At 66.7% G+C, this 18952-nt stretch carries 23 protein-coding genes and 1 tRNA gene; 22 read left to right on the plus strand and 2 right to left on the minus strand.

Features of this window, described 5'->3' with window-relative positions:
- Positions 1-36 precede the first annotated feature (36 nt).
- The 5 genes from PKO50_RS03480 (at position 37) to PKO50_RS03500 (ending at position 3150) form a co-directional block, all read left to right on the plus strand.
- Positions 37-1728, plus strand: a complete 1692-nt coding sequence (locus PKO50_RS03480) for a hypothetical protein (protein WP_275628832.1) — start codon at positions 37-39, stop codon at positions 1726-1728.
- A complete protein-coding gene (locus PKO50_RS03485) occupies positions 1728-1964 on the plus strand; it encodes a hypothetical protein (RefSeq protein ID WP_058487173.1) in 237 nt (78 codons plus the stop codon). The genes PKO50_RS03480 and PKO50_RS03485 overlap by 1 nt, the downstream gene beginning before the upstream one ends.
- Positions 1965-2032: 68 nt before the next feature.
- Positions 2033-2446 (plus strand): cell wall hydrolase, encoded by a 414-nt coding sequence (locus PKO50_RS03490; RefSeq protein ID WP_058487174.1) that lies wholly within the window; start codon positions 2033-2035, stop codon positions 2444-2446.
- A 9-nt stretch (positions 2447-2455) separates the two neighbouring features.
- The gene (locus PKO50_RS03495; RefSeq protein WP_275628833.1) at positions 2456-2830 is read left to right on the plus strand and encodes a hypothetical protein; all 375 of its coding nucleotides are present in this window, start codon (positions 2456-2458) and stop codon (positions 2828-2830) included.
- 71 nt (positions 2831-2901) lie between these two features.
- Complete coding sequence (locus tag PKO50_RS03500; protein WP_275628834.1) at positions 2902-3150, plus strand: hypothetical protein; 249 nt, start codon at positions 2902-2904, stop codon at positions 3148-3150.
- A 68-nt stretch (positions 3151-3218) separates the two neighbouring features.
- On the opposite strand, the gene PKO50_RS03505 is transcribed toward PKO50_RS03500, so the two are convergent.
- Positions 3219-3304, minus strand: a tRNA-Leu gene (locus tag PKO50_RS03505).
- Between the two features lie 104 nt (positions 3305-3408).
- On the opposite strand from PKO50_RS03505, the gene queA reads away from it, so the two are divergent.
- The 6 genes from queA (at position 3409) to PKO50_RS03535 (ending at position 9543) form a co-directional block, all read left to right on the plus strand.
- Positions 3409-4452, plus strand: a complete 1044-nt coding sequence (gene queA / locus PKO50_RS03510; protein ID WP_275628835.1) for a tRNA preQ1(34) S-adenosylmethionine ribosyltransferase-isomerase QueA — start codon at positions 3409-3411, stop codon at positions 4450-4452.
- 13 nt (positions 4453-4465) lie between these two features.
- Complete coding sequence (gene tgt, locus PKO50_RS03515; protein ID WP_275630421.1) at positions 4466-5584, plus strand: tRNA guanosine(34) transglycosylase Tgt; 1119 nt, start codon at positions 4466-4468, stop codon at positions 5582-5584.
- 39 nt (positions 5585-5623) lie between these two features.
- Positions 5624-5965: a preprotein translocase subunit YajC gene (yajC, locus tag PKO50_RS03520; protein ID WP_109933685.1), complete on the plus strand. Its 342-nt coding sequence runs from the start codon at positions 5624-5626 to the stop codon at positions 5963-5965.
- A 66-nt stretch (positions 5966-6031) separates the two neighbouring features.
- A complete protein-coding gene (gene secD / locus PKO50_RS03525; RefSeq protein WP_109933686.1) occupies positions 6032-7894 on the plus strand; it encodes a protein translocase subunit SecD in 1863 nt (620 codons plus the stop codon).
- 13 nt (positions 7895-7907) lie between these two features.
- Complete coding sequence (gene secF, locus PKO50_RS03530; protein ID WP_089389514.1) at positions 7908-8825, plus strand: protein translocase subunit SecF; 918 nt, start codon at positions 7908-7910, stop codon at positions 8823-8825.
- A 181-nt stretch (positions 8826-9006) separates the two neighbouring features.
- On the plus strand, positions 9007-9543 hold the full coding sequence (locus tag PKO50_RS03535) for a glycine zipper 2TM domain-containing protein (RefSeq protein ID WP_009616158.1): 537 nt from the start codon (positions 9007-9009) through the stop codon (positions 9541-9543).
- 501 nt (positions 9544-10044) lie between these two features.
- Here the strand turns inward: PKO50_RS03535 and suhB are convergent.
- Positions 10045-10860 (minus strand): inositol-phosphate phosphatase, encoded by an 816-nt coding sequence (suhB, locus tag PKO50_RS03540; protein ID WP_089389513.1) that lies wholly within the window; start codon positions 10858-10860, stop codon positions 10045-10047.
- A 152-nt stretch (positions 10861-11012) separates the two neighbouring features.
- Between suhB and trmJ the strand changes: the two genes are divergently transcribed.
- The 11 genes from trmJ (at position 11013) to ndk (ending at position 18952) form a co-directional block, all read left to right on the plus strand.
- Complete coding sequence (gene trmJ / locus PKO50_RS03545) at positions 11013-11792, plus strand: tRNA (cytosine(32)/uridine(32)-2'-O)-methyltransferase TrmJ (RefSeq protein ID WP_109933687.1); 780 nt, start codon at positions 11013-11015, stop codon at positions 11790-11792.
- Entirely contained in the window at positions 11785-12561 is a 777-nt protein-coding gene (gene cysE, locus PKO50_RS03550; protein WP_109933688.1) for a serine O-acetyltransferase, read from the plus strand. Before trmJ ends, cysE begins: the two co-directional genes overlap by 8 nt.
- A gap of 139 nt (positions 12562-12700) precedes the next feature.
- Positions 12701-13198: a Fe-S cluster assembly transcriptional regulator IscR gene (gene iscR, locus PKO50_RS03555; RefSeq protein ID WP_009616162.1), complete on the plus strand. Its 498-nt coding sequence runs from the start codon at positions 12701-12703 to the stop codon at positions 13196-13198.
- 28 nt (positions 13199-13226) lie between these two features.
- Entirely contained in the window at positions 13227-14441 is a 1215-nt protein-coding gene (locus PKO50_RS03560; RefSeq protein ID WP_009616163.1) for an IscS subfamily cysteine desulfurase, read from the plus strand.
- A 26-nt stretch (positions 14442-14467) separates the two neighbouring features.
- Entirely contained in the window at positions 14468-14854 is a 387-nt protein-coding gene (gene iscU, locus PKO50_RS03565; protein WP_074978984.1) for a Fe-S cluster assembly scaffold IscU, read from the plus strand.
- 26 nt (positions 14855-14880) lie between these two features.
- On the plus strand, positions 14881-15204 hold the full coding sequence (gene iscA / locus PKO50_RS03570) for an iron-sulfur cluster assembly protein IscA (protein ID WP_009616165.1): 324 nt from the start codon (positions 14881-14883) through the stop codon (positions 15202-15204).
- A gap of 7 nt (positions 15205-15211) precedes the next feature.
- Complete coding sequence (gene hscB / locus PKO50_RS03575) at positions 15212-15733, plus strand: co-chaperone HscB (protein ID WP_275628836.1); 522 nt, start codon at positions 15212-15214, stop codon at positions 15731-15733.
- A gap of 45 nt (positions 15734-15778) precedes the next feature.
- Complete coding sequence (hscA, locus tag PKO50_RS03580) at positions 15779-17638, plus strand: Fe-S protein assembly chaperone HscA (RefSeq protein ID WP_275628837.1); 1860 nt, start codon at positions 15779-15781, stop codon at positions 17636-17638.
- 6 nt (positions 17639-17644) lie between these two features.
- Positions 17645-17983: an ISC system 2Fe-2S type ferredoxin gene (fdx, locus tag PKO50_RS03585; protein ID WP_089389507.1), complete on the plus strand. Its 339-nt coding sequence runs from the start codon at positions 17645-17647 to the stop codon at positions 17981-17983.
- Between the two features lie 13 nt (positions 17984-17996).
- A complete protein-coding gene (gene iscX, locus PKO50_RS03590; protein ID WP_089389506.1) occupies positions 17997-18197 on the plus strand; it encodes a Fe-S cluster assembly protein IscX in 201 nt (66 codons plus the stop codon).
- A 323-nt stretch (positions 18198-18520) separates the two neighbouring features.
- The gene (ndk, locus tag PKO50_RS03595; RefSeq protein WP_009616170.1) at positions 18521-18952 is read left to right on the plus strand and encodes a nucleoside-diphosphate kinase; all 432 of its coding nucleotides are present in this window, start codon (positions 18521-18523) and stop codon (positions 18950-18952) included.

An 18952-nucleotide genomic window follows, 5' to 3' on the forward strand; every position in this document is an offset into this window, starting at 1 on the left:
GGCCCGCCGCCAGCTCGATCCTGCGCGCCATTCGGCGTGGGGGACGGTCGCCGCCAGGGAGGTGGCCACCTCGGCGCCCTGGGGGAAGGCGAGACGCGGAACGCCGACCTGGCGGGGCGATGGAACACGGTGGCGCAGGCCGACCAGGGCCACGGCGGGCGCTGGGGGGAGGGTGGGGCGCTGGAGGCGGATGCCGCCAGCCGCTGGGACACCGTGGCGCAGAAGGACCTGGCGCAGCGCCTGGGCTGGGATCGTTCGATCAAGCCCCAGGACACCCGCCTGCGCCTGCTCTACAACCCCAGGCCTGCGCGCAAGGACATATCCAGCGGGCAGGCGTGGTTCCGCTGTGATGAGTTCGGCCAGCGCTTCGACGCCGCGGCCGAGCGCGCCGCCAGCCTCTACGTGCCCACGCCGGGCCTGGTGGACTTCAGCTTCGGTGGGGAACGCTACGTGCCCAGCACGTCGGCAATCGTGTTCTTCGACTTCCGCTACAGCCCGCAGCCGCATGCCATCCAGCCGGTGGACAGCGGCGCGGTGGTGCGCTTCACCCCGGCGCGCATCATCGACCAGATGCGGACCATGCCCTGGGGCTGGGGCACGCCGACCGATCCGCGCCCGACGGGCATCGTATACCCGGACTACCCCGGACCCGTGGTCGTCATCGACCCGCCCGAGGAGCCGACCATCCTGGAGACCTACATGATCGCCAACACGGTCACCCTGGTGGAACTGGCCGGCGGCACGCCGCTGGACGCCAGCAACATCCGCATCGGCCTGGACATCGACTCGTTCGCCTGGACGTTCAGCGCCGACCTGTTCGGCCGCACCTCGCTCAACCTGGTGCTGCAGGATGCCGACGGGCCGAAGACGGTCGAGCTGGTGGTCAACGGCTGGACCTGGCACTTCCTGGTCGAGCGCTATAGCGGCACCGGCAAGTTCCCGGAGGAGCGCTACACGATCAGCGGCAGCAGCCGCACCCAGCTCCTCGCCGCGCCCTACGCGCCGAAGCGCAGCGGCATGAACACCAGCCCCATCAACGCCCGCAACATCGTCGACGACCAGCTGGAGTTCACCGGCTTCGCGGCGAGCTGGGACACGGTGTCGATGGGGCCGCCGGACTGGACGCTGCCGGCCGGCGCGTTCAGCTACAGCGAGATGACCGCCATGGAGGTCATCCACCGCCTGGCTGAGGTCGCCGGCGGCATCGTGCGCCCGGCGCTGGCCGACGATGCCTTCACGATCCTGCCGCGGTATCGGGAGGCGACCTGGTACTGGGGCAGCGCGATTCCTGACTGCATCGTGCCGGCGGAGATCGTCGCCGAGTGGGGCAGCGAATGGTCGCCACAGCCGGAGTGGAATTTCGTCTACGTCAGAGGCACCAGCTACGGGGTGGGCGTACAGATTCGTCGCAGCGGCACGGCCGGCGACGATGCTGCGCCGGATGTGATGGAGGAGTGGATGACCGGCACCGACGTGGCCCGTGCCCGCGGCATCTGCGAACTGTCGAAAGGCGGCAGCCAGGCCATCGAGACACGGCGTATCCCCCTGTTCGCGGATGGCGACAACACCCCGGGCCTGGTGCAGCCGGGGATGATCGTGGAGTTCCGTGACCCGGACGTCACATGGCGCGGCCTGTGCCTGGGCGTCGACATCACCGCCGAAGGCGTGGGCGCCTCGCGCGTCTGGCAGACGCTTCGGATCGAGCGCCACTACGGGAGCAGCAGCTGATGGCCACGGTGAATCCCTGGAAGAAATTCATCGGCCTGCTGCCGGGCGGCTCCCGCACAGTGGGCGAGGTGATCAGCGTCGACGCCATGGCCGGCACCAGCGTGGTGGAACTGCGAACCGGCACCCGGGTGCTCGCCCGCGGCACCTCGGTGGCTGCCGGCCAGAACGCATTTCTGGTTGACGGCCAGGTCACCGGCCCGGCCCCGGATCTGCCGCAGTACGACTTCGAGGTCTGAGCCAACCGGCTCCAGGCTTTCAACCCAAGCCCGCCACCTGGCGGGCTTTTTCATGCCCGGAGGAAACCATGGGCCAAGACCGTGATGTGGATGTGCTGGCGCGGACGCTGTGGGGCGAGGCGCGCGGCGAGGGGGCGGCCGGCATGGTCGCCGTGGGCTGGACGATCCGTAACCGCGCGGCGAAGCCCGGCTGGTGGGGGCGGGACATCGTAAGCGTCTGCCAGGCGCCCTGGCAGTTCAGCTGCTGGAACAAGAACGATCCGAACTATCAGTACCTGTCGGGGGCGAAGCAGATCCCGGCGGGTGAGTACCTCCGCGCGCGCGAAGCTGCGCTGGCGGTGATCAGTGGCAGCCAGCCGGATCCGACCGGCGGGGCCACCCACTACTACGCCACCACCATGGCCAAGCCGCCAGCCTGGGCGGCGAAGGCGAAGCGCACGGCCACCATCGGCCGGCACGTGTTCTTCCGCGACGTCCCGTAGGAGCGAACCATGCAGAACTTCCCGTGGAAGGCGGCCGGCCTGGTGCTGGCTGCGCTGCTGCTGGTCGCCGTCGGCGCCGGCCTGGGTGTGTGGCTGGCAGCCGAGCACTACCGGCCCCAGCTCGACCAGGCCGCCCAGGACCTGGCCAGCTGCCGCGCCGCCCGGGGCAACCTCGAGGCACTGGTGGGCCAGCAGAACGCGGCCATCGCCGGCCTGGCTGATCAGGCCGAGCAGCGCCAGGCGAAGGCTGCCCAGGCGGTTGCCGATGCTCAGCAGCAGGCCGGCCAGCACTTCGCCGCCGCCCAGCGGCTGCAGTTGGAGCGCGCCGAGGGCGATCCGGCGCAGGTGGCGGCCGACATCATCGACAAGGAACTGGGCCTATGAGCCGTAGGAGCGAAATAGGTGCGGCGGCGCCGCAGCCCCTTGCGTGGCGCGGCCTCTGCCGTAGGAGCGGGGTGATTGCTGTTCTGGTTGCGCTGGCGGGATGCGCCGGCCAGGTCGAGCCTGAGCCGCGCACGGTGCGCGTAGAGGTGCCGGTGGCGGTGCCCTGCCGAGCGCCGGCGGTACAGGAGCCGACCTGGGCCACGGCGAGCCTGCAGAAGGGGGACAGCCTGCAGACCAAGGTCCGGGCGCTGCTGGCTGATAGGCAGCAGCACCTCGGATACGAGGCGCAGCTGCGTGCCGCGGTGGATGCGTGTCGCTAGGCATTACGCCAAATTTACGCCACAAAAAACAAAAAAGCCTGCAAGATCAACATCTTACAGGCTTTATGTGGTGCCCCGGGAGAGACTCGAACTCTCACTCTGTCGCCAGAAACGGATTTTGAATCCGCCGCGTCTACCATTCCGCCACCGAGGCAATGGCGCGGCAGTATAGGGAGGCCCTCGGTACCGGTCAATCCACTTGCGTGGCTATGCCAGTGCAATTCCAGTAATATAGCCGGCCCTTCGAGATATACCCCCATGCGCGTCGCCGACTTCCATTTCGATCTGCCCGAGGCCCTGATCGCCCGCCATCCGCTCGCCGAACGTCGCGCCAGCCGCCTGCTGGTGCTGGACGGACCGACGGGCGCGCTCAGTCACCGTCATTTCACCGACCTGCTGGAATACCTGCGGCCGGGCGACCTGATGGTGTTCAACAACACCCGGGTGATTCCGGCGCGGCTGTTCGGCCAGAAGGCGTCCGGCGGCAAGCTGGAGATCCTCGTCGAGCGCGTGCTGGACAGCCGCCGCGTGCTGGCCCACGTGCGCTCGAGCAAGTCGCCCAAGCCGGGTTCGAAGATCCTCATCGACGGTGGCGCCGAGGCGCAGATGCTGCAGCGGCACGACGCGCTGTTCGAGCTGGGCTTCGCCGAGGACGTGCTGCCGTTGCTGGAGCGGGTGGGGCACATGCCGCTGCCGCCCTATATAGACCGCCCCGACGAGGACGCCGACCGCGAGCGTTACCAGACCGTCTACGCCGAGCGCGCCGGCGCCGTGGCTGCGCCCACCGCCGGACTGCACTTCGATGAAGGGCTGCTGGCGGCTATCCGCGAGAAGGGCGTGGACACCGCCTTCGTCACCCTGCACGTGGGCGCCGGCACCTTCCAGCCGGTGCGCGTGGAGAAAATCGAAGACCACCACATGCACAGCGAGTGGCTGGAGGTCGGCCAGGACGTGGTCGATGCCGTGGCCGCCTGCCGTGCCCGTGGCGGCCGGGTGATCGCCGTCGGCACCACCAGCGTGCGTTCGCTGGAGAGCGCGGCCCGCGGCGGCCAGCTCAAGCCCTTCAGCGGCGACACCGACATCTTCCTCTACCCGGGCCGACCCTTCCATGTGGTCGATGCCCTGGTGACCAACTTCCACCTGCCCGAGTCGACCCTGCTGATGCTGGTCTCGGCCTTCGCCGGCTACCCGCAGACCATGGCCGCCTATGCCGCGGCGGTGGAGCACGAGTACCGCTTCTTCAGCTACGGCGATGCCATGTTCATCACCCGCAACCCCGCGCCGCGCGGGCCCGAGGACTGATCCCATGAGTTTCATGAAGTTCGAACTGCTGGCCACCGACGGCAAGGCCCGGCGCGGCCGCCTGAGCTTCCCCCGTGGGGTGGTCGAGACCCCGGCGTTCATGCCGGTGGGTACCTACGGCACGGTCAAGGGCATGCTGCCGCGGGACATCGAGGGCATTGGCGCGCAGATCATCCTCGGCAACACCTTCCACCTGTGGCTGCGCCCGGGCACCGAGGTGATCCGCAAGCACGGCGACCTGCACGACTTCATGCAGTGGCAGGGGCCGATCCTCACCGATTCCGGCGGCTTCCAGGTGTTCAGCCTGGGCGCCCTGCGCAAGATCAAGGAAGAGGGCGTGTACTTCGCCTCGCCGGTGGACGGCGCCAAGGTCTTCATGGGCCCCGAGGAGTCCATGGCGGTGCAGCGCGCGCTGGGTTCGGACATCGTGATGATCTTCGACGAGTGCACCCCGTACCCGGCCGAGTTCGACGTGGCCAAGCGCTCCATGGAGCTGTCGCTGCGCTGGGCGAAGCGCTCGAAGGTCGCCCATGGCGACAGCCCCTCGGCGCTGTTCGGCATCGTCCAGGGCGGTATGCATGAAGAGCTGCGCATGCGCTCGCTGGAAGGCCTGCAGGAAATCGGCTTCGACGGCCTGGCCATCGGCGGCCTGTCGGTGGGCGAGCCGAAGGAGGAGATGATCCGTGTGCTGGACTTCCTGCCGCCACGCATGCCGGCCGACAAACCCCGTTACCTGATGGGGGTGGGCAAACCCGAGGACCTCGTGGAAGGTGTGCGCCGCGGCGTCGACATGTTCGACTGCGTGATGCCCACGCGCAACGCGCGCAACGGCCATCTGTTCGTCGACACCGGGGTGATCAAGATCCGCAACGCCGTGCACAAGCACGACGAATCGCCGCTGGACCCGACCTGCGACTGCTACACCTGCAAGCACTTCTCCCGCGCCTACCTCTACCACCTGGACAAGTGTGGGGAAATGCTCGGCAGCATGCTCAATACCATCCATAACTTGCGGCATTATCAGCGGCTTATGGCTGGTTTGCGCGAGGCAATCCAACAGGGTACATTGGCCGCCTTTGTCGACGCCTTCTATGCCAAACGCGGCCTTCCGACGCCGCCGTTGGGCGATTGATCCCGATTTTCCAAAAGAATATAGAGACAGGAGTATCCGATGAGCTTTCTGATTCCCGCCGCCTACGCCGACGCCGCTGCTCCCGCGGCCGCCGCAGGCCCGATGGGCACTGGTTTTGAGTGGGTCTTCCTGGTCGGCTTCCTGGTCATCTTCTACCTGATGATCTGGCGTCCGCAGGCCAAGCGCACCAAGGAGCACAAGAACCTCCTGTCCAACCTGCAGAAAGGTGACGAAGTCGTCACTTCCGCGGGTATCGCCGGCAAGGTGCTGAAAGTCGCCGACGACTTCGTGGTCGTCGAGGTCGCCGACAACGTCGAGCTGAAGTTCCAGAAGGGCGCCATCGCCGCGACCCTGCCCAAAGGCACGCTCAAGGCCATCTGAGTCCAGGCAACAGAAAACCAATAGACGGGGCGCATGAAGCGCCCCGCGTCATAACGGGCGGTATCAATGCTCAACAAATATCCCCTGTGGAAATACCTGCTGATCCTGGCGGTGCTTGCCGTCGGCTTCATCTATTCCGCACCCAACCTCTACCCGGACGATCCGGCCGTGCAGGTCAGCGGCGCCAGCAGCGCGCTGCAGATCACCCAGGCCGACATCGACAAGGCCAGCAAGGCGCTGACCGACGCGGGCATCGCCGTCAAGGCGGGCAGCCTCGGCAAGAACAGCGGCCTGATCCGTCTGGCCAAGCAGGAAGACCAGCTTCCCGCCAAGGACATCGTGCGTCGCGCCCTGGGCGACGACTACGTGGTCGCGCTGAACCTGGCGCAGACCACCCCGAACTGGCTGCGCAACATCGCCGCCCATCCGATGAAGCTGGGCCTGGACCTGTCCGGTGGTGTGCATTTCCTCCTCGAAGTGGACATGGACAAGGCCGTGGACGCCCGCCTGAACGTCTACGAGAGCGAGATCAAGAGCGCCCTGCGCAAGGAGCGCCTGCGCTACCGCAGCCTGCCGGTGCAGGACCGCGCCATCCAGCTGGGCTTCACCGACGAGGAGTCGCTGGACAAGGCCAAGGCACTGATCGCCAAGGACTACCGCGACTTCGAGGTGACCCAGGACCAGCGCAACGACATGCAGGTGCTGCGCCTGGCCATGACCGCGGCCAAGCTCGCCGAGATCCGCGAATACTCGATCAAGCAGAACCTCACCACCGTGCGCAACCGCGTCAACGAGCTGGGCGTGTCCGAGCCGCTGGTGCAGCGCCAGGGCGCCAACCGCATCGTGGTCGAGCTGCCGGGCGTGCAGGACACCGCCGAAGCCAAGCGCATCCTCGGCAAGACCGCCAACCTGGAGTTCCGCCTGGCCGCCGAGCCCGACGCCATCAAGTCGGCCACCGAGACCTTCGAGTTCCGCGAGCCGCGCCGCCCGCCGGCGGCCCTGGAGCGCAGCGTGATCATCACCGGTGACCAGGTCACCGACGCCAGCGCCAGCTTCGACGAGAACGGTCGCCCGCAGGTGAACATCCGCCTCGACGGCCACGGCGGCGAGCTGATGAACCGCGCCACCCGCAACAACGTCGGCCGCAGCATGGCGGTGGTGTTCATCGAGCAGAAGCCGATCACCCGCTACGCCAAGCAGGTGGTCGACGGCGTCGAGCAGGAAGTCGCCGTCCCGGCCTTCAAGGAAGAGAAGAAGATCATCAGCCTGGCGACCATCCAGTCGGCCCTGGGCAACCAGTTCCGCATCACCGGCCTCGACGGCCCGGGCGAATCCTCGGAACTGGCCCTGCTGCTGCGCGCTGGCGGCCTGGCCGCACCGATGTACTTCGCCGAGGAGCGCACCATCGGCCCGAGCCTGGGCGCCGACAACATCGCCAAGGGCATCGACGCTTCCCTGTGGGGCATGGTGTTCGTGTCGCTGTTCATCATCGTCATCTACCGCTTCTTCGGCTTGATCGCCACCGTCGCCCTGGGCTTCAACATGGTCCTGCTGGTGGCGCTGATGTCGATCCTCGGCGCGACCCTGACGCTGCCGGGCATCGCCGGTATCGTGCTGACCATGGGCATGGCGGTGGACGCCAACGTGCTGATCTTCTCGCGGATACGCGAGGAACTGGCCGGCGGCATGTCGGTGCAGCGCGCCATCCACGAAGGCTTCAACCGCGCCTTCACCGCCATCGTCGACGCCAACCTGACCTCGCTGCTGGTCGGCGGCATCCTCTACGCCATGGGCACCGGCCCGGTGAAGGGCTTCGCCGTGACCATGTCGCTCGGTATTCTCACCTCGATGTTCACGGCCATCATGGTCACCCGCGCAATGGTCAACCTGATCTTCGGCGGGCGTGACTTCAAGAAGCTGTGGATCTAAGGGGGATCATGAGATGAATATCAAGATCGGTACCATCAACTTCATGGGCGTGCGCAACATTGCGTTCGCCGCTACCCTGGTCCTCACCCTGATCGCCCTCGGCAGCTGGATCACCAAGGGCATCAACTTCGGCCTGGACTTCACCGGCGGTACGCTCATCGAGCTGAACTACCAGCAGCCGGCGGACCTGGGCAAGGTCCGCGACGAGCTGGTCAAGGCCGGCTACGCCGAGGCCGTGGTGCAGAGCTTCGGCGACACCAAGGACGTGCTGGTGCGCATGCCCAGCGAGGACCCGGAGCTGGGCAAGAAGGTCGCCGCGGCGCTGCAGGCGGCCGACACCAGCAACCCGGCCAGCCTCAAGCGCGTGGAATACGTCGGCCCGCAGGTCGGCGAGGAGCTGCGCGACCAGGGCGGCCTGGGCATGCTCCTGGCCCTGGGCGGCATCCTCATCTACGTCGGCTTCCGCTTCCAGTGGAAGTTCGCCCTGGGCGCCATCCTCTCGCTGATCCACGACGCCATCATCGTGATGGGCGTGCTGTCGTTCTTCCAGATCACCTTCGACCTCACCGTGCTCGCCGCGGTGCTGGCGGTGGTGGGCTACTCGCTGAACGACACCATCGTGATCTTCGACCGGGTGCGCGAGAACTTTCGCGTGCTGCGCAAGGCCAGCCTGATCGAGAACATCAACATCTCGACCAGCCAGACCCTGCTGCGGACCATGGCGACCTCGATCTCCACCCTGCTGGCCATCGCCGCGCTGCTGTTCTTCGCCGGCGACAACCTGTTCGGCTTCTCCATCGCCCTGTTCGTCGGCGTGCTGGCCGGTACCTACTCGTCGATCTACATCGCCGATGTGGTGCTGATCTGGCTGAAGCTGTCGGCCGAGGACCTGATCCCGCCGCAGGCCAAGGAAGTCGACGACCGCCCCTGAGGCTGTCCCGCGCTCCCTGGAAACTCCCGCTTCGGCGGGAGTTTTTCTTTGTGCGCGATGCGGCCGTGCGTCGGTATCGGGTGGCGCATCGCCAAGGAATGTCGGAACTTTCTTAAGGATTCCCGCTCCAAGGCAAGGACAAGGGCAAGTGCCCGTATGAAAGGAAAGCCAGGAGGTCTATGTGAACAAGTCGTTGCTCATCGGTACCGTGTTGGGCGCAGTCGGCGTTACGGCAGGTGGAGCGGTGGCCACGTACAGCCTGGTGGACCGCGGCCCGGAATATGCCGAGGTCGTCGCCGTCCAGCCGGTCAAGGAAACCATCAAGACCCCGCGCCAGGTGTGCAAGGACGTGGCGGTCACCCACCAGCGCCCGGTCAAGGACCAGCACCAGATCGTCGGCACCGCCATCGGCGCCATCGCCGGCGGCCTGCTGGGCAACCAGATCGGCGGCGGCAATGGCAAGAAGATCGCCACCGTGGCCGGTGCGGTCGGCGGCGGCTACGCCGGCAACAAGGTGCAGGAAGGCATGCAGGAGCGTGACACCTACACCACCACCGAAACCCGCTGCAGCACCGTGAACGACACCAGCGAGAAAGTGGTGGGCTACGACGTCAAGTACATGCTCGACGGCAAGGCCGGCCAGGTGCGCATGGATCGTGATCCGGGCAGCCAGATCCCGGTGGACAAGAGCGGTCGGCTGATCCTCAGCCAGCAGTAAGCATCGAAGCATGAGAAGGCGCCCCGCGGGGCGCCTTCTTCGTTTCCGGCAGGTAGGAGCGAGCCGTGCTCACCCGCAGCGTAGGAGCGGATCTCATCCGCGAATCGCGCCGACACCTCCGGCTATCGCGGACAAGGTCCGCTCCTACAGTGGAACACCGTGCTTCCCGATGGGTTGTAGGAGCGGGCCCTGCCCGCGATTTCGCGCGCAGGGCGCGCTCCTACAGGGGAATGGTGCGGTGGGGTGGCGTAGGATCTTATCCGCGAAACGCGCCGGAACCGCCGGCTATCGCGGACAAAGTCCGCTCCTACAGGGGGATACCGTGCCTCACTGCGAACTGTAGGAGCGGGCCCTGCCCGCGATTCGCGCCCAGGGCGCGTCCAGCATGGGAATGCTGTAGGAGCGGACTCCGTCCGCGATCGGGCTCGCCAGCGGCTCCGACGTCCCCATCACCCAACAAAAAGCCCGACACAAGGCCGGGCTTTTTCATTCCATCCGCGCTCAGCGCTTGAGCGACGGCGGCAGGTGCGGCTGGATGCTGGTCAGCAGCGCCTTGAAGCACTTGGTGTTGCCGGCGACGATGTGGCCTTTCTCGAGGAACTCGTGGCTGCCGGTGAAATCGCTCACCAGGCCGCCGGCTTCCTGCACCAGCAGGGCGCCCGCGGCCATGTCCCACTCGGACAGGCCGAACTCCCAGAAGGCGTCGAAGCGGCCGGCCGCGACGTAGGCCAGGTCCAGGCTGGCGGCGCCGGCGCGGCGGATGCCGGCGGTCTGGCCGACCAGGCTGCGGAACATGCCCAGGTAGGCGTCGAGGTTGTCCAGCTGGCTGTCGCGGAACGGGAAGCCGGTGCCCAGCAGGGCGCCTTCCAGGCTCTTGCGGTTGCTCACCCGCAGGCGGCGGCCGTTCAGCGCGGCGCCGCGGCCGCGGCTGGCGGTGAATTCTTCCTGGCGCACCGGGTCGAGGACCACGGCGTGCTCCAGGCGGCCCTTGTACTTGCAGGCGATGCTGACGGCGAAGTGCGGGACGCCGTGGATGAAGTTGGTGGTGCCATCCAGCGGGTCGATGATCCACAGGTAGTCGGCGCCTTCGCCGCTGCCCTCGAGGTAGCCGCCTTCCTCGCCCATGATGCCGTGGTTCGGGTAGGCCTTGCGCAGGGCGGTGACGATGCTGAGCTCGGCGGCGCGATCGACTTCGGTGACGTAGTCCTTGGCGTCTTTTTCGTTGACCGAGAGGGTGTCCAGGCGTTCGATGGAGCGGAAGATCAGTTCACCGGCGCTGCGGGCCGCGCGCAGGGCGATGTTCAGCATGGGCTGCATGGAGAGGTCACCTGGATGATGTTAAAGAAAGCCGAACATTGTACCAGAAAACCGTGGCGCTCATAGGGCGGCCTGTCGCTTGCGTGGCGCAAGACCGAGCGCTGCGGTAGGATTCCGTTCCTTTTCGTATCTGCTTGTGTGGAGAGCTCCGGTTGCTCGACAGAATTCGCGTGGTGCTGGTCAACACCAGTCATCCCGGCAATATCGGCGGTACCGCCCGGGCCATGAAGAACATGGGCCTGTCGCGCCTGGTGCTGGTCGACCCCATGGACTTCCCCAGCGGCGAGGCGGTGGCCCGCGCCTCCGGGGCGACCGACATCCTCGACGCCGCCCAGGTGGTGCCGACCCTGGAGGACGCCCTGGTTGGCTGCAGCCTGGTGCTCGGCACCAGCGCCCGTGACCGGCGCATCCCCTGGCCGTTGCTCGACCCCCGCGAGTGCGCCACCACCAGCCTGCAGCACGCCCAGCAGGGCGGCGAGGTGGCCCTGGTGTTCGGCCGCGAGTACGCGGGCCTGACCAACGAAGAATTGCAGCGATGTCAGTTCCATGTGCACATTCCCGCCAACCCCGAGTTCAGCTCGCTGAACCTGGCGACGGCGGTCCAGGTGCTCGCCTACGAAGTGCGCATGGCCTGGCTGGCCGCCGAAGGCCAGCCGACCAAGCAGGAGAAGCTGGAGACCACGGCCATGCTCAACAGCCTGCCGGTCACCGCCGACGAGCTGGAGCGCTTCTATTCGCACCTGGAATCGACCCTCGTGGATATCGGCTTCCTCGACCCGCAGAAGCCGCGGCACCTGATGTCGCGCCTGCGCCGCCTGTACGGTCGCGCCGGGGTCAGCAAGCTGGAGATGAATATCCTCCGGGGTATCCTCACCGAAACACAGAAGGCCGCGCAGGGCGCGGCCTGCAAGCGGAGTGACGATGATGTTTGAGCGTGTGCGCGAAGATATCCAGAGCGTATTCCATCGCGACCCGGCAGCGCGCAATGCCTTCGAGGTACTCACCTGCTACCCCGGCCTGCACGCCGTGTGGCTGCACCGCCTGGCGCACCTGCTGTGGACCTCCGGCTGGAAGTGGCTGGCGCGCCTGGTATCCAACTTCGGCCGCTGGATGACCGGCATCGAGATCCACCCGGGCGCCAGGATCGGTCGGCGCTTCTTCATCGACCACGGCATGGGCATCGTGATCGGCGAGACCGCCGAGATCGGTGACGACGTGACCCTCTACCAGGGCGTGACCCTCGGCGGCACCAGCTGGAACAAGGGCAAACGCCACCCGACCCTGGCCGATGGCGTGGTGGTAGGCGCCGGCGCCAAGGTGCTCGGTCCGTTCACCGTCGGCGCCGGGGCGAAAGTGGGCTCCAACGCCGTGGTCACCAAGGAAGTGCCGCCGGGCGCCACCGTGGTTGGCATCCCGGGGCGCATCATCATGAAGGACGACGCCGAGCAGCTGGCCAAGCGCCAGGCCATGGCCGAGAAGCTCGGCTTCGACGCCTACGGCGTCAGCCAGGACATGCCCGACCCGGTGGCGCGCGCCATCGGCCAGTTGCTCGACCACCTGCAGGCGGTCGACGGCCGGTTGGAGGGCATGTGCCAGGCGCTGACGGCCCTGGGTAGCGACTATTGTGCGAAAAAGCTGCCCGAGCTGCGTGAAGAGGACTTCGCCGGCGTCAAGGACGAAGAGGGCAAGGCGGCGCATTGATGCGCCGCTAACGATTTTCTGCTACATTATGCCGCCCTTCGCTGGCTAAACCCGAGTAATTTGATAGGTCTTATAGTTGACTCAAATACTCGGAAATGGCATCCTTTCGCCAGTCCAGTGATTCATTCGGGAATGTTCCATGCGCTTGACCACCAAAGGCCGCTATGCCGTAACCGCCATGCTCGACCTGGCGTTGCATGCCCAGCGTGGTCCGGTTTCCCTGGCGGACATTTCCGAGCGCCAGGGCATATCCCTGTCCTACCTTGAACAGCTGTTCGCCAAGTTGCGCCGTGGCAACCTGGTGACCAGCGTGCGCGGTCCCGGCGGCGGCTACCAGCTGTCCCGCGACATGGCCGGCATCCACGTCGCCCAGGTGATCGATGCGGTCAATGAATCGGTCGACGCCACGCGCTGCCAGGGGCAGGGGGATTGCCACTCCGGCGACACCTGCCTGACCCACCACCTTTGGTGCGACCTCAGCCAGCAGATCCACGAATTCCTCAGCGGCATCAGCCTCGCCGACCTGGTCGAGCGCCGAGAAGTCCAGGAAGTCGCGCAGCGGCAGGATGAGCGTCGTTGCGGAGGCACCGGCAAACGGCCGAGCCTCGATAAGATTGAAGCGTCCGCCATCGATTGAGCGCGCGCCAGCCTGTAGGAGTTACCTGATGAAATTGCCGATCTACCTCGACTACTCCGCCACCACCCCGGTGGACCCGCGCGTCGCTCAGAAGATGGCTGACTGCCTGCTGGTGGACGGCAACTTCGGCAACCCCGCCTCGCGCTCCCACGTGTTCGGCTGGAAGGCCGAGGAAGCCGTGGAGAATGCCCGCCGCCAGGTCGCCGAACTGGTCAATGCCGACCCCCGCGAGATCGTCTGGACCTCCGGCGCCACCGAGTCCGACAACCTCGCCATCAAGGGCGTGGCGCACTTCTACGGCAGCAAGGGCAAGCACATCGTCACCTCGAAAATCGAGCACAAGGCGGTGCTGGACACCACCCGCCAGCTGGAGCGCGAAGGCTTCGAAGTGACCTACCTCGACCCCACCGAGGAAGGCCTGATCACCCCGGCCATGGTCGAGGCGGCGCTGCGTGACGACACCATCCTGGTCTCGATCATGCACGTGAACAACGAGATCGGCACCATCAACGACATCGCCGCCATCGGCGAGCTGACCCGCTCCCGCGGCATCCTGTTCCATGTCGACGCCGCGCAGTCCACCGGCAAGGTCGACATCGACCTGGACAAGCTCAAGGTCGACCTGATGTCCTTCTCCGCCCACAAGACCTACGGTCCCAAGGGCATCGGCGCCCTGTACGTGCGCCGCAAGCCGCGCGTGCGCCTGGAAGCCCAGATGCACGGCGGCGGCCACGAGCGCGGCATGCGCTCGGGCACCCTGGCCACCCACCAGATCGTCGGCATGGGCGAGGCCTTCCGCATCGCCAAGGAAGAGATGCACGCCGAGAACGAGCGCATCCGCGCCCTGCGCGACCGCTTCTTCGCCAAGCTCGAAGGCCTGGAAGAACTCTACGTCAACGGCAGCCTGACCCAGCGCGTGCCGCACAACCTGAACCTGAGCTTCAACTACGTCGAAGGCGAGTCGCTGATCATGGCCCTGAAGGACCTCGCGGTCTCTTCCGGTTCGGCCTGCACCTCCGCCTCCCTGGAGCCGTCCTACGTGCTGCGCGCCCTGGGCCGCAACGACGAGCTGGCGCACAGTTCCATCCGTTTCACCTTCGGCCGCTTCACCACCGAGGAAGAGGTCGACTACGCCGCCGGTATCGTGGGGCAAGCCGTTTCCAAGCTGCGCGAGCTCTCGCCGCTGTGGGACATGTTCAAAGAGGGTGTCGACCTGTCCAAGGTCGAATGGCAGGCCCACTGACCCGCCCCATAGAGTGAGGATTAGCCATGGCATACAGTGACAAGGTCATCGACCACTACGAAAACCCCCGTAACGTCGGCAAGCTCGACGCCGAGGATCCCGATGTCGGCACCGGCATGGTCGGCGCGCCGGCCTGCGGCGACGTGATGCGCCTGCAGATCAAGGTCAACGAGCAGGGCGTGATCGAAGACGCCAAGTTCAAGACCTACGGCTGCGGTTCGGCCATCGCCTCCAGCTCCCTCGCCACCGAGTGGATGAAGGGCAAGACCCTGGACGAGGCCGAGGCCATCAAGAACACCACCATCGCCGAAGAACTGGCCCTGCCGCCGGTGAAGATCCACTGCTCGGTGCTCGCCGAGGACGCCATCAAGGCGGCCGTGCGCGACTACAAGCAGAAGAAGGGTCTGCTCTAACCGCTTCCGTTGAGTAAGGAGTTCCCATGGCCATCAGCATGACCGAAGCCGCCGCCAAGCATGTCCAGCGCTCCCTCGAGGGGCGCGGCAAGGGCGAGGGCATTCGTCTTGGCGTGCGCACCACCGGGTGTTCCGGCCTGGCCTACGTGCTCGAGTTCGTCGATGAGCTGGCGCCCGAGGACCTGGTCTACGAGAGCCACGGCGTGAAGGTCATCATCGACCCGAAGAGCCTGGTCTACCTCGACGGCACCGAGTTGGACTTCACCAAGGAAGGCCTCAACGAGGGCTTCAAGTTCAACAACCCGAACGTTCGTGGCGAGTGCGGCTGCGGCGAAAGCTTCAACGTCTGAGGCCGGCGTGGGTAGTCCCTGTCACTTCGCCCTCTTCGACCTGCAGCCGGCTTTCCGCCTCGACCTGGATGCCCTCGGCCAGCGTTACCGCGAGCTGGCCCGCAGCGTCCACCCGGACCGCTTCGCCGACGCCACCGAGCGCGAGCAGCGCGTGGCGCTGGAGCGCGCCGCCGAGCTCAACGACGCCTATCAGACGCTGAAGAGCGCGCCGCGCCGGGCGCTGTACCTGCTGTCCCTGCGGGGCCAGGCGCTGCCGCTGGAAGCCACGGTGCAGGACCCGGAGTTCCTCCTGCAGCAGATGCAGCTGCGCGAGGAGCTGGAAGACTTGCAGGAAAGCGCCGACCTGGATGGGGTGGCCGCCTTCAAGCGCCGCCTGAAAGGGGCTCAGCAGCAGCTGGAGGACAGCTTCGCCGATTGCTGGGACGACGCCGAGCGTCGCCCGCAAGCCGAGCGCCTGGTACGCCGCATGCAGTTTCTCGACAAGCTGGCGCAGGAAGTGCGCCAGCTCGAAGAGCGACTCGACGATTAATCCGCGCGGCCTGCGCCGCGCCCGTTACGCCTGATTAGAAGCCGCATGGTCCTACTGCAGATCGCCGAGCCCGGACAAAGCCCCCAGCCGCACCAGCGCCGGCTGGCCGTGGGCATTGACCTGGGCACCACCAATTCCCTGGTCGCCGCCGTGCGCAGCGGCGTCGCCGCACCCCTGGCCGATGCCGAGGGGCGCCTGATCCTGCCGTCGGCGGTGCGTTACCTGGCCGACCGCGTCGAGGTCGGCGAGTCGGTCAAGCGGGGCGCCTCCGCCGATCCGCTGAACTCCATCATCTCGGTCAAGCGCCTGATGGGCCGCGGCCTGGAAGACGTGAAACAGCTCGGTGGCCAGTTGCCCTACCGCTTCACCCAGGGCGAATCGCACATGCCCTTCATCGAGACCGTGCAGGGCCCGAAGAGCCCGGTCGAGGTCTCCGCGGAAATCCTCCGCAGCCTGCGCCAGCGCGCCGAAAGCACCCTGGGCGGCGAGCTGGTCGGCGCGGTGATCACGGTGCCGGCGTATTTCGACGACGCCCAGCGCCAGGCCACCAAGGACGCCGCGCGCCTGGCCGGCCTGCACGTGCTGCGCCTGCTCAACGAGCCCACCGCTGCGGCGGTCGCCTACGGCCTGGACAAGAATGCCGAAGGCGTGGTGGCCATCTATGACCTGGGTGGCGGCACCTTCGACATTTCCATCCTGCGCCTGACCCGTGGCGTCTTCGAGGTCCTGGCCACCGGTGGCGACAGTGCCCTGGGCGGCGACGACTTCGACCATGCCATCGCCGGCTGGATCATCCAGCAGGCCGGCGCCTCCGACGACCTCGACCCGGGCAGCCAGCGCCAGTTGCTGCAGGCCGCCTGTGCGGCGAAGGAAGCCCTGACCCTCAATGAAAGCGTCGAGGTCGCCTATGGCGACTGGCGCGGCAAGCTGGACCGCAGCCAGCTGGACGCCCTGATCGAACCCTTCGTCGCCCGCAGCCTCAAGGCCTGCCGTCGCGCCGTGCGCGATTCCGGCATCGAGCTGGAAGACATTGGCGCCGTGGTCATGGTCGGCGGCTCCACCCGCGTGCCGCGCGTGCGCCAGGCGGTGGGCGAGCTGTTCGGCCGCGAACCGCTGGTGGACATCGACCCCGACCAGGTGGTGGCCATCGGCGCCGCCATCCAGGCCGATGCCCTGGCCGGCAACAAGCGCGGCGAAGAGCTGCTGTTGCTGGACGTCATCCCGCTGTCCCTGGGCCTCGAGACCATGGGCGGGCTGATGGAGAAGGTGATCCCGCGCAACACCACCATCCCGGTGGCCCGCGCCCAGGAATTCACCACCTACAAGGATGGCCAGACGGCCATGATGATCCACGTGCTGCAGGGCGAGCGCGAACTGGTCAAGGACTGCCGCTCCCTGGCGCGCTTCGAGCTGCGCGGCATCCCGCCGATGGTGGCCGGCGCGGCGAAGATCCGCGTCAGCTTCCAGGTGGACGCCGACGGCCTGCTGGCGGTGTCCGCCCGCGAGATGAGCTCCGGCGTCGAGGCCAGCATCCAGGTCAAGCCGTCCTACGGCCTGACCGACGGCGAGATCGCCCGCATGCTGCAGGACTCCTTCCAGTATGCCGGCGACGACATGAGCGCCCGCGCCCTGCGCGAGCAGCAGGTCGAGGCGCAGCGTCTGCTCGAAGCCGTGCGTTCGGCGCTGGATGCCGACGGCGAACGCCTGCTGGACGCCGACGAGCGGCTGGTCATCGAGGCCGGCATGGATACCCTGCGCGAACTGGCCGCCGGTACCGATACCGCCGCCATCGAGCAACAGATCAAGCGTCTGTCCCAGGTGACCGACGCCTTCGCCGCGCGACGGATGGACGCTTCCGTCAAGGCCGCCCTGGCCGGTCGCCGGCTCAACGAAATCGAGGAATAAGCGAAGATGCCGCAGATCGTATTTCTGCCCCACCCCGAGCATTGCCCGGAGGGCGCGGTGGTCGAGGCCCAGCCCGGCGAGACCATCCTCAAGGCTGCGCTGCGTAACGGCATCGATATCGAGCACGCCTGCGAGATGTCCTGCGCCTGCACCACCTGCCACGTGATCGTGCGCGAGGGCTTCGGCTCCATGGAGCCGTCCGACGAGCTGGAAGACGACATGCTGGACAAGGCCTGGGGCCTGGAGCCGGATTCGCGCCTGTCCTGCCAGGCGGTGGTGGCGGACGAGGACCTGGTGGTGGAAATTCCGAAATACACCATCAACCAGGTTTCCGAAGGCCATTGAGGGGAGTGCGCGCATGAGCCTGAAATGGACCGATGTGCTGGAAATCGCCATCCAGCTGGCCGATAGCCACCCCGACGTGGACCCGCGCTACGTCAACTTCGTCGACCTGCACAACTGGGTGGTCAGCCTGCCGGAGTTTTCCGACGACCCGTCGCGCGGCGGCGAGAAGGTCCTGGAAGCCATCCAGGGCGCCTGGATCGAAGAAGCGGACTGAAAGCGGCGGCAGGCGGCAGGCGAAGAGCAAGCTCGCTCCTACAGGGCTTTCGCTCTTGCCTGCAGCCTGTAGCCTGCCGCTTGCAGCCGCCCTTATGCTTTTCCCCGAACCCGCGTATAATTCGCGGGTTTTATCTTTAGGTGATCGGCCAGGTTCCCCGCGGTACCTGCCGATGCCCGCCGGAACGCCGCGTGCGTGCCGGCTCCGCGCGTGCCAGCCCCGTGGCTGCAGCCGTCGCGCGGCACACCCTGAATCACAGGAGCTCCTGGGTCCGCCCAGGGGCTTCTCAGCATTACCAACCTTGCTTTTCGGAGTTATCCCAAATGGCCCTGCAACGTACCTTCTCCATCATCAAGCCCGACGCCGTCGCCAAGAACGTCATCGGCGAAATCCTGACCCGCTTCGAGAAGGCCGGTCTGCGCGTCGTCGCTTCCAAGATGGTCCAACTGTCCGAGCGCGAAGCCGGTGGCTTCTACGCCGAGCACAAAGAGCGTCCCTTCTTCAAGGACCTGGTCGCCTTCATGACCTCCGGCCCGGTCGTCCTGCAGGTTCTGGAAGGCGAAGACGCCATCGCCAAGAACCGTGAGCTGATGGGCGCCACCGATCCGAAGAAAGCCGACGCCGGCACCATCCGCGCCGATTTCGCCGTTTCCATCGACGAAAACGCCGTTCACGGTTCCGACTCGGAAGCTTCCGCTGCCCGCGAAATCGCCTACTTCTTCTCCAGCACCGAGGTGTGCGAGCGCATTCGCTGA

This window comes from Pseudomonas sp. 273 (assembly GCF_029201425.1).
GTDB lineage: Bacteria > Pseudomonadota > Gammaproteobacteria > Pseudomonadales > Pseudomonadaceae > Pseudomonas > Pseudomonas delhiensis.

Bases quoted from the DNA above. Each gene is read 5' to 3' on its own strand.
- PKO50_RS03485 (WP_058487173.1), top strand. From the start codon at position 1,728: ATGGCCACGGTGAATCCCTGGAAGAAATTCATCGGCCTGCTGCCGGGC.
- PKO50_RS03490 (WP_058487174.1), top strand. From the start codon at position 2,033: ATGGGCCAAGACCGTGATGTGGATGTGCTGGCGCGGACGCTGTGGGGC.
- PKO50_RS03495 (WP_275628833.1), top strand. From the start codon at position 2,456: ATGCAGAACTTCCCGTGGAAGGCGGCCGGCCTGGTGCTGGCTGCGCTG.
- queA (WP_275628835.1), top strand. From the start codon at position 3,409: ATGCGCGTCGCCGACTTCCATTTCGATCTGCCCGAGGCCCTGATCGCC.
- tgt (WP_275630421.1), top strand. From the start codon at position 4,466: ATGAAGTTCGAACTGCTGGCCACCGACGGCAAGGCCCGGCGCGGCCGC.
- yajC (WP_109933685.1), top strand. From the start codon at position 5,624: ATGAGCTTTCTGATTCCCGCCGCCTACGCCGACGCCGCTGCTCCCGCG.
- secD (WP_109933686.1), top strand. From the start codon at position 6,032: ATGCTCAACAAATATCCCCTGTGGAAATACCTGCTGATCCTGGCGGTG.
- secF (WP_089389514.1), top strand. From the start codon at position 7,908: ATGAATATCAAGATCGGTACCATCAACTTCATGGGCGTGCGCAACATT.
- suhB (WP_089389513.1), bottom strand. From the start codon at position 10,860: ATGCAGCCCATGCTGAACATCGCCCTGCGCGCGGCCCGCAGCGCCGGT.
- cysE (WP_109933688.1), top strand. From the start codon at position 11,785: ATGTTTGAGCGTGTGCGCGAAGATATCCAGAGCGTATTCCATCGCGAC.
- iscR (WP_009616162.1), top strand. From the start codon at position 12,701: ATGCGCTTGACCACCAAAGGCCGCTATGCCGTAACCGCCATGCTCGAC.
- PKO50_RS03560 (WP_009616163.1), top strand. From the start codon at position 13,227: ATGAAATTGCCGATCTACCTCGACTACTCCGCCACCACCCCGGTGGAC.
- iscU (WP_074978984.1), top strand. From the start codon at position 14,468: ATGGCATACAGTGACAAGGTCATCGACCACTACGAAAACCCCCGTAAC.
- iscA (WP_009616165.1), top strand. From the start codon at position 14,881: ATGGCCATCAGCATGACCGAAGCCGCCGCCAAGCATGTCCAGCGCTCC.
- hscA (WP_275628837.1), top strand. From the start codon at position 15,779: ATGGTCCTACTGCAGATCGCCGAGCCCGGACAAAGCCCCCAGCCGCAC.
- fdx (WP_089389507.1), top strand. From the start codon at position 17,645: ATGCCGCAGATCGTATTTCTGCCCCACCCCGAGCATTGCCCGGAGGGC.
- iscX (WP_089389506.1), top strand. From the start codon at position 17,997: ATGAGCCTGAAATGGACCGATGTGCTGGAAATCGCCATCCAGCTGGCC.
- ndk (WP_009616170.1), top strand. From the start codon at position 18,521: ATGGCCCTGCAACGTACCTTCTCCATCATCAAGCCCGACGCCGTCGCC.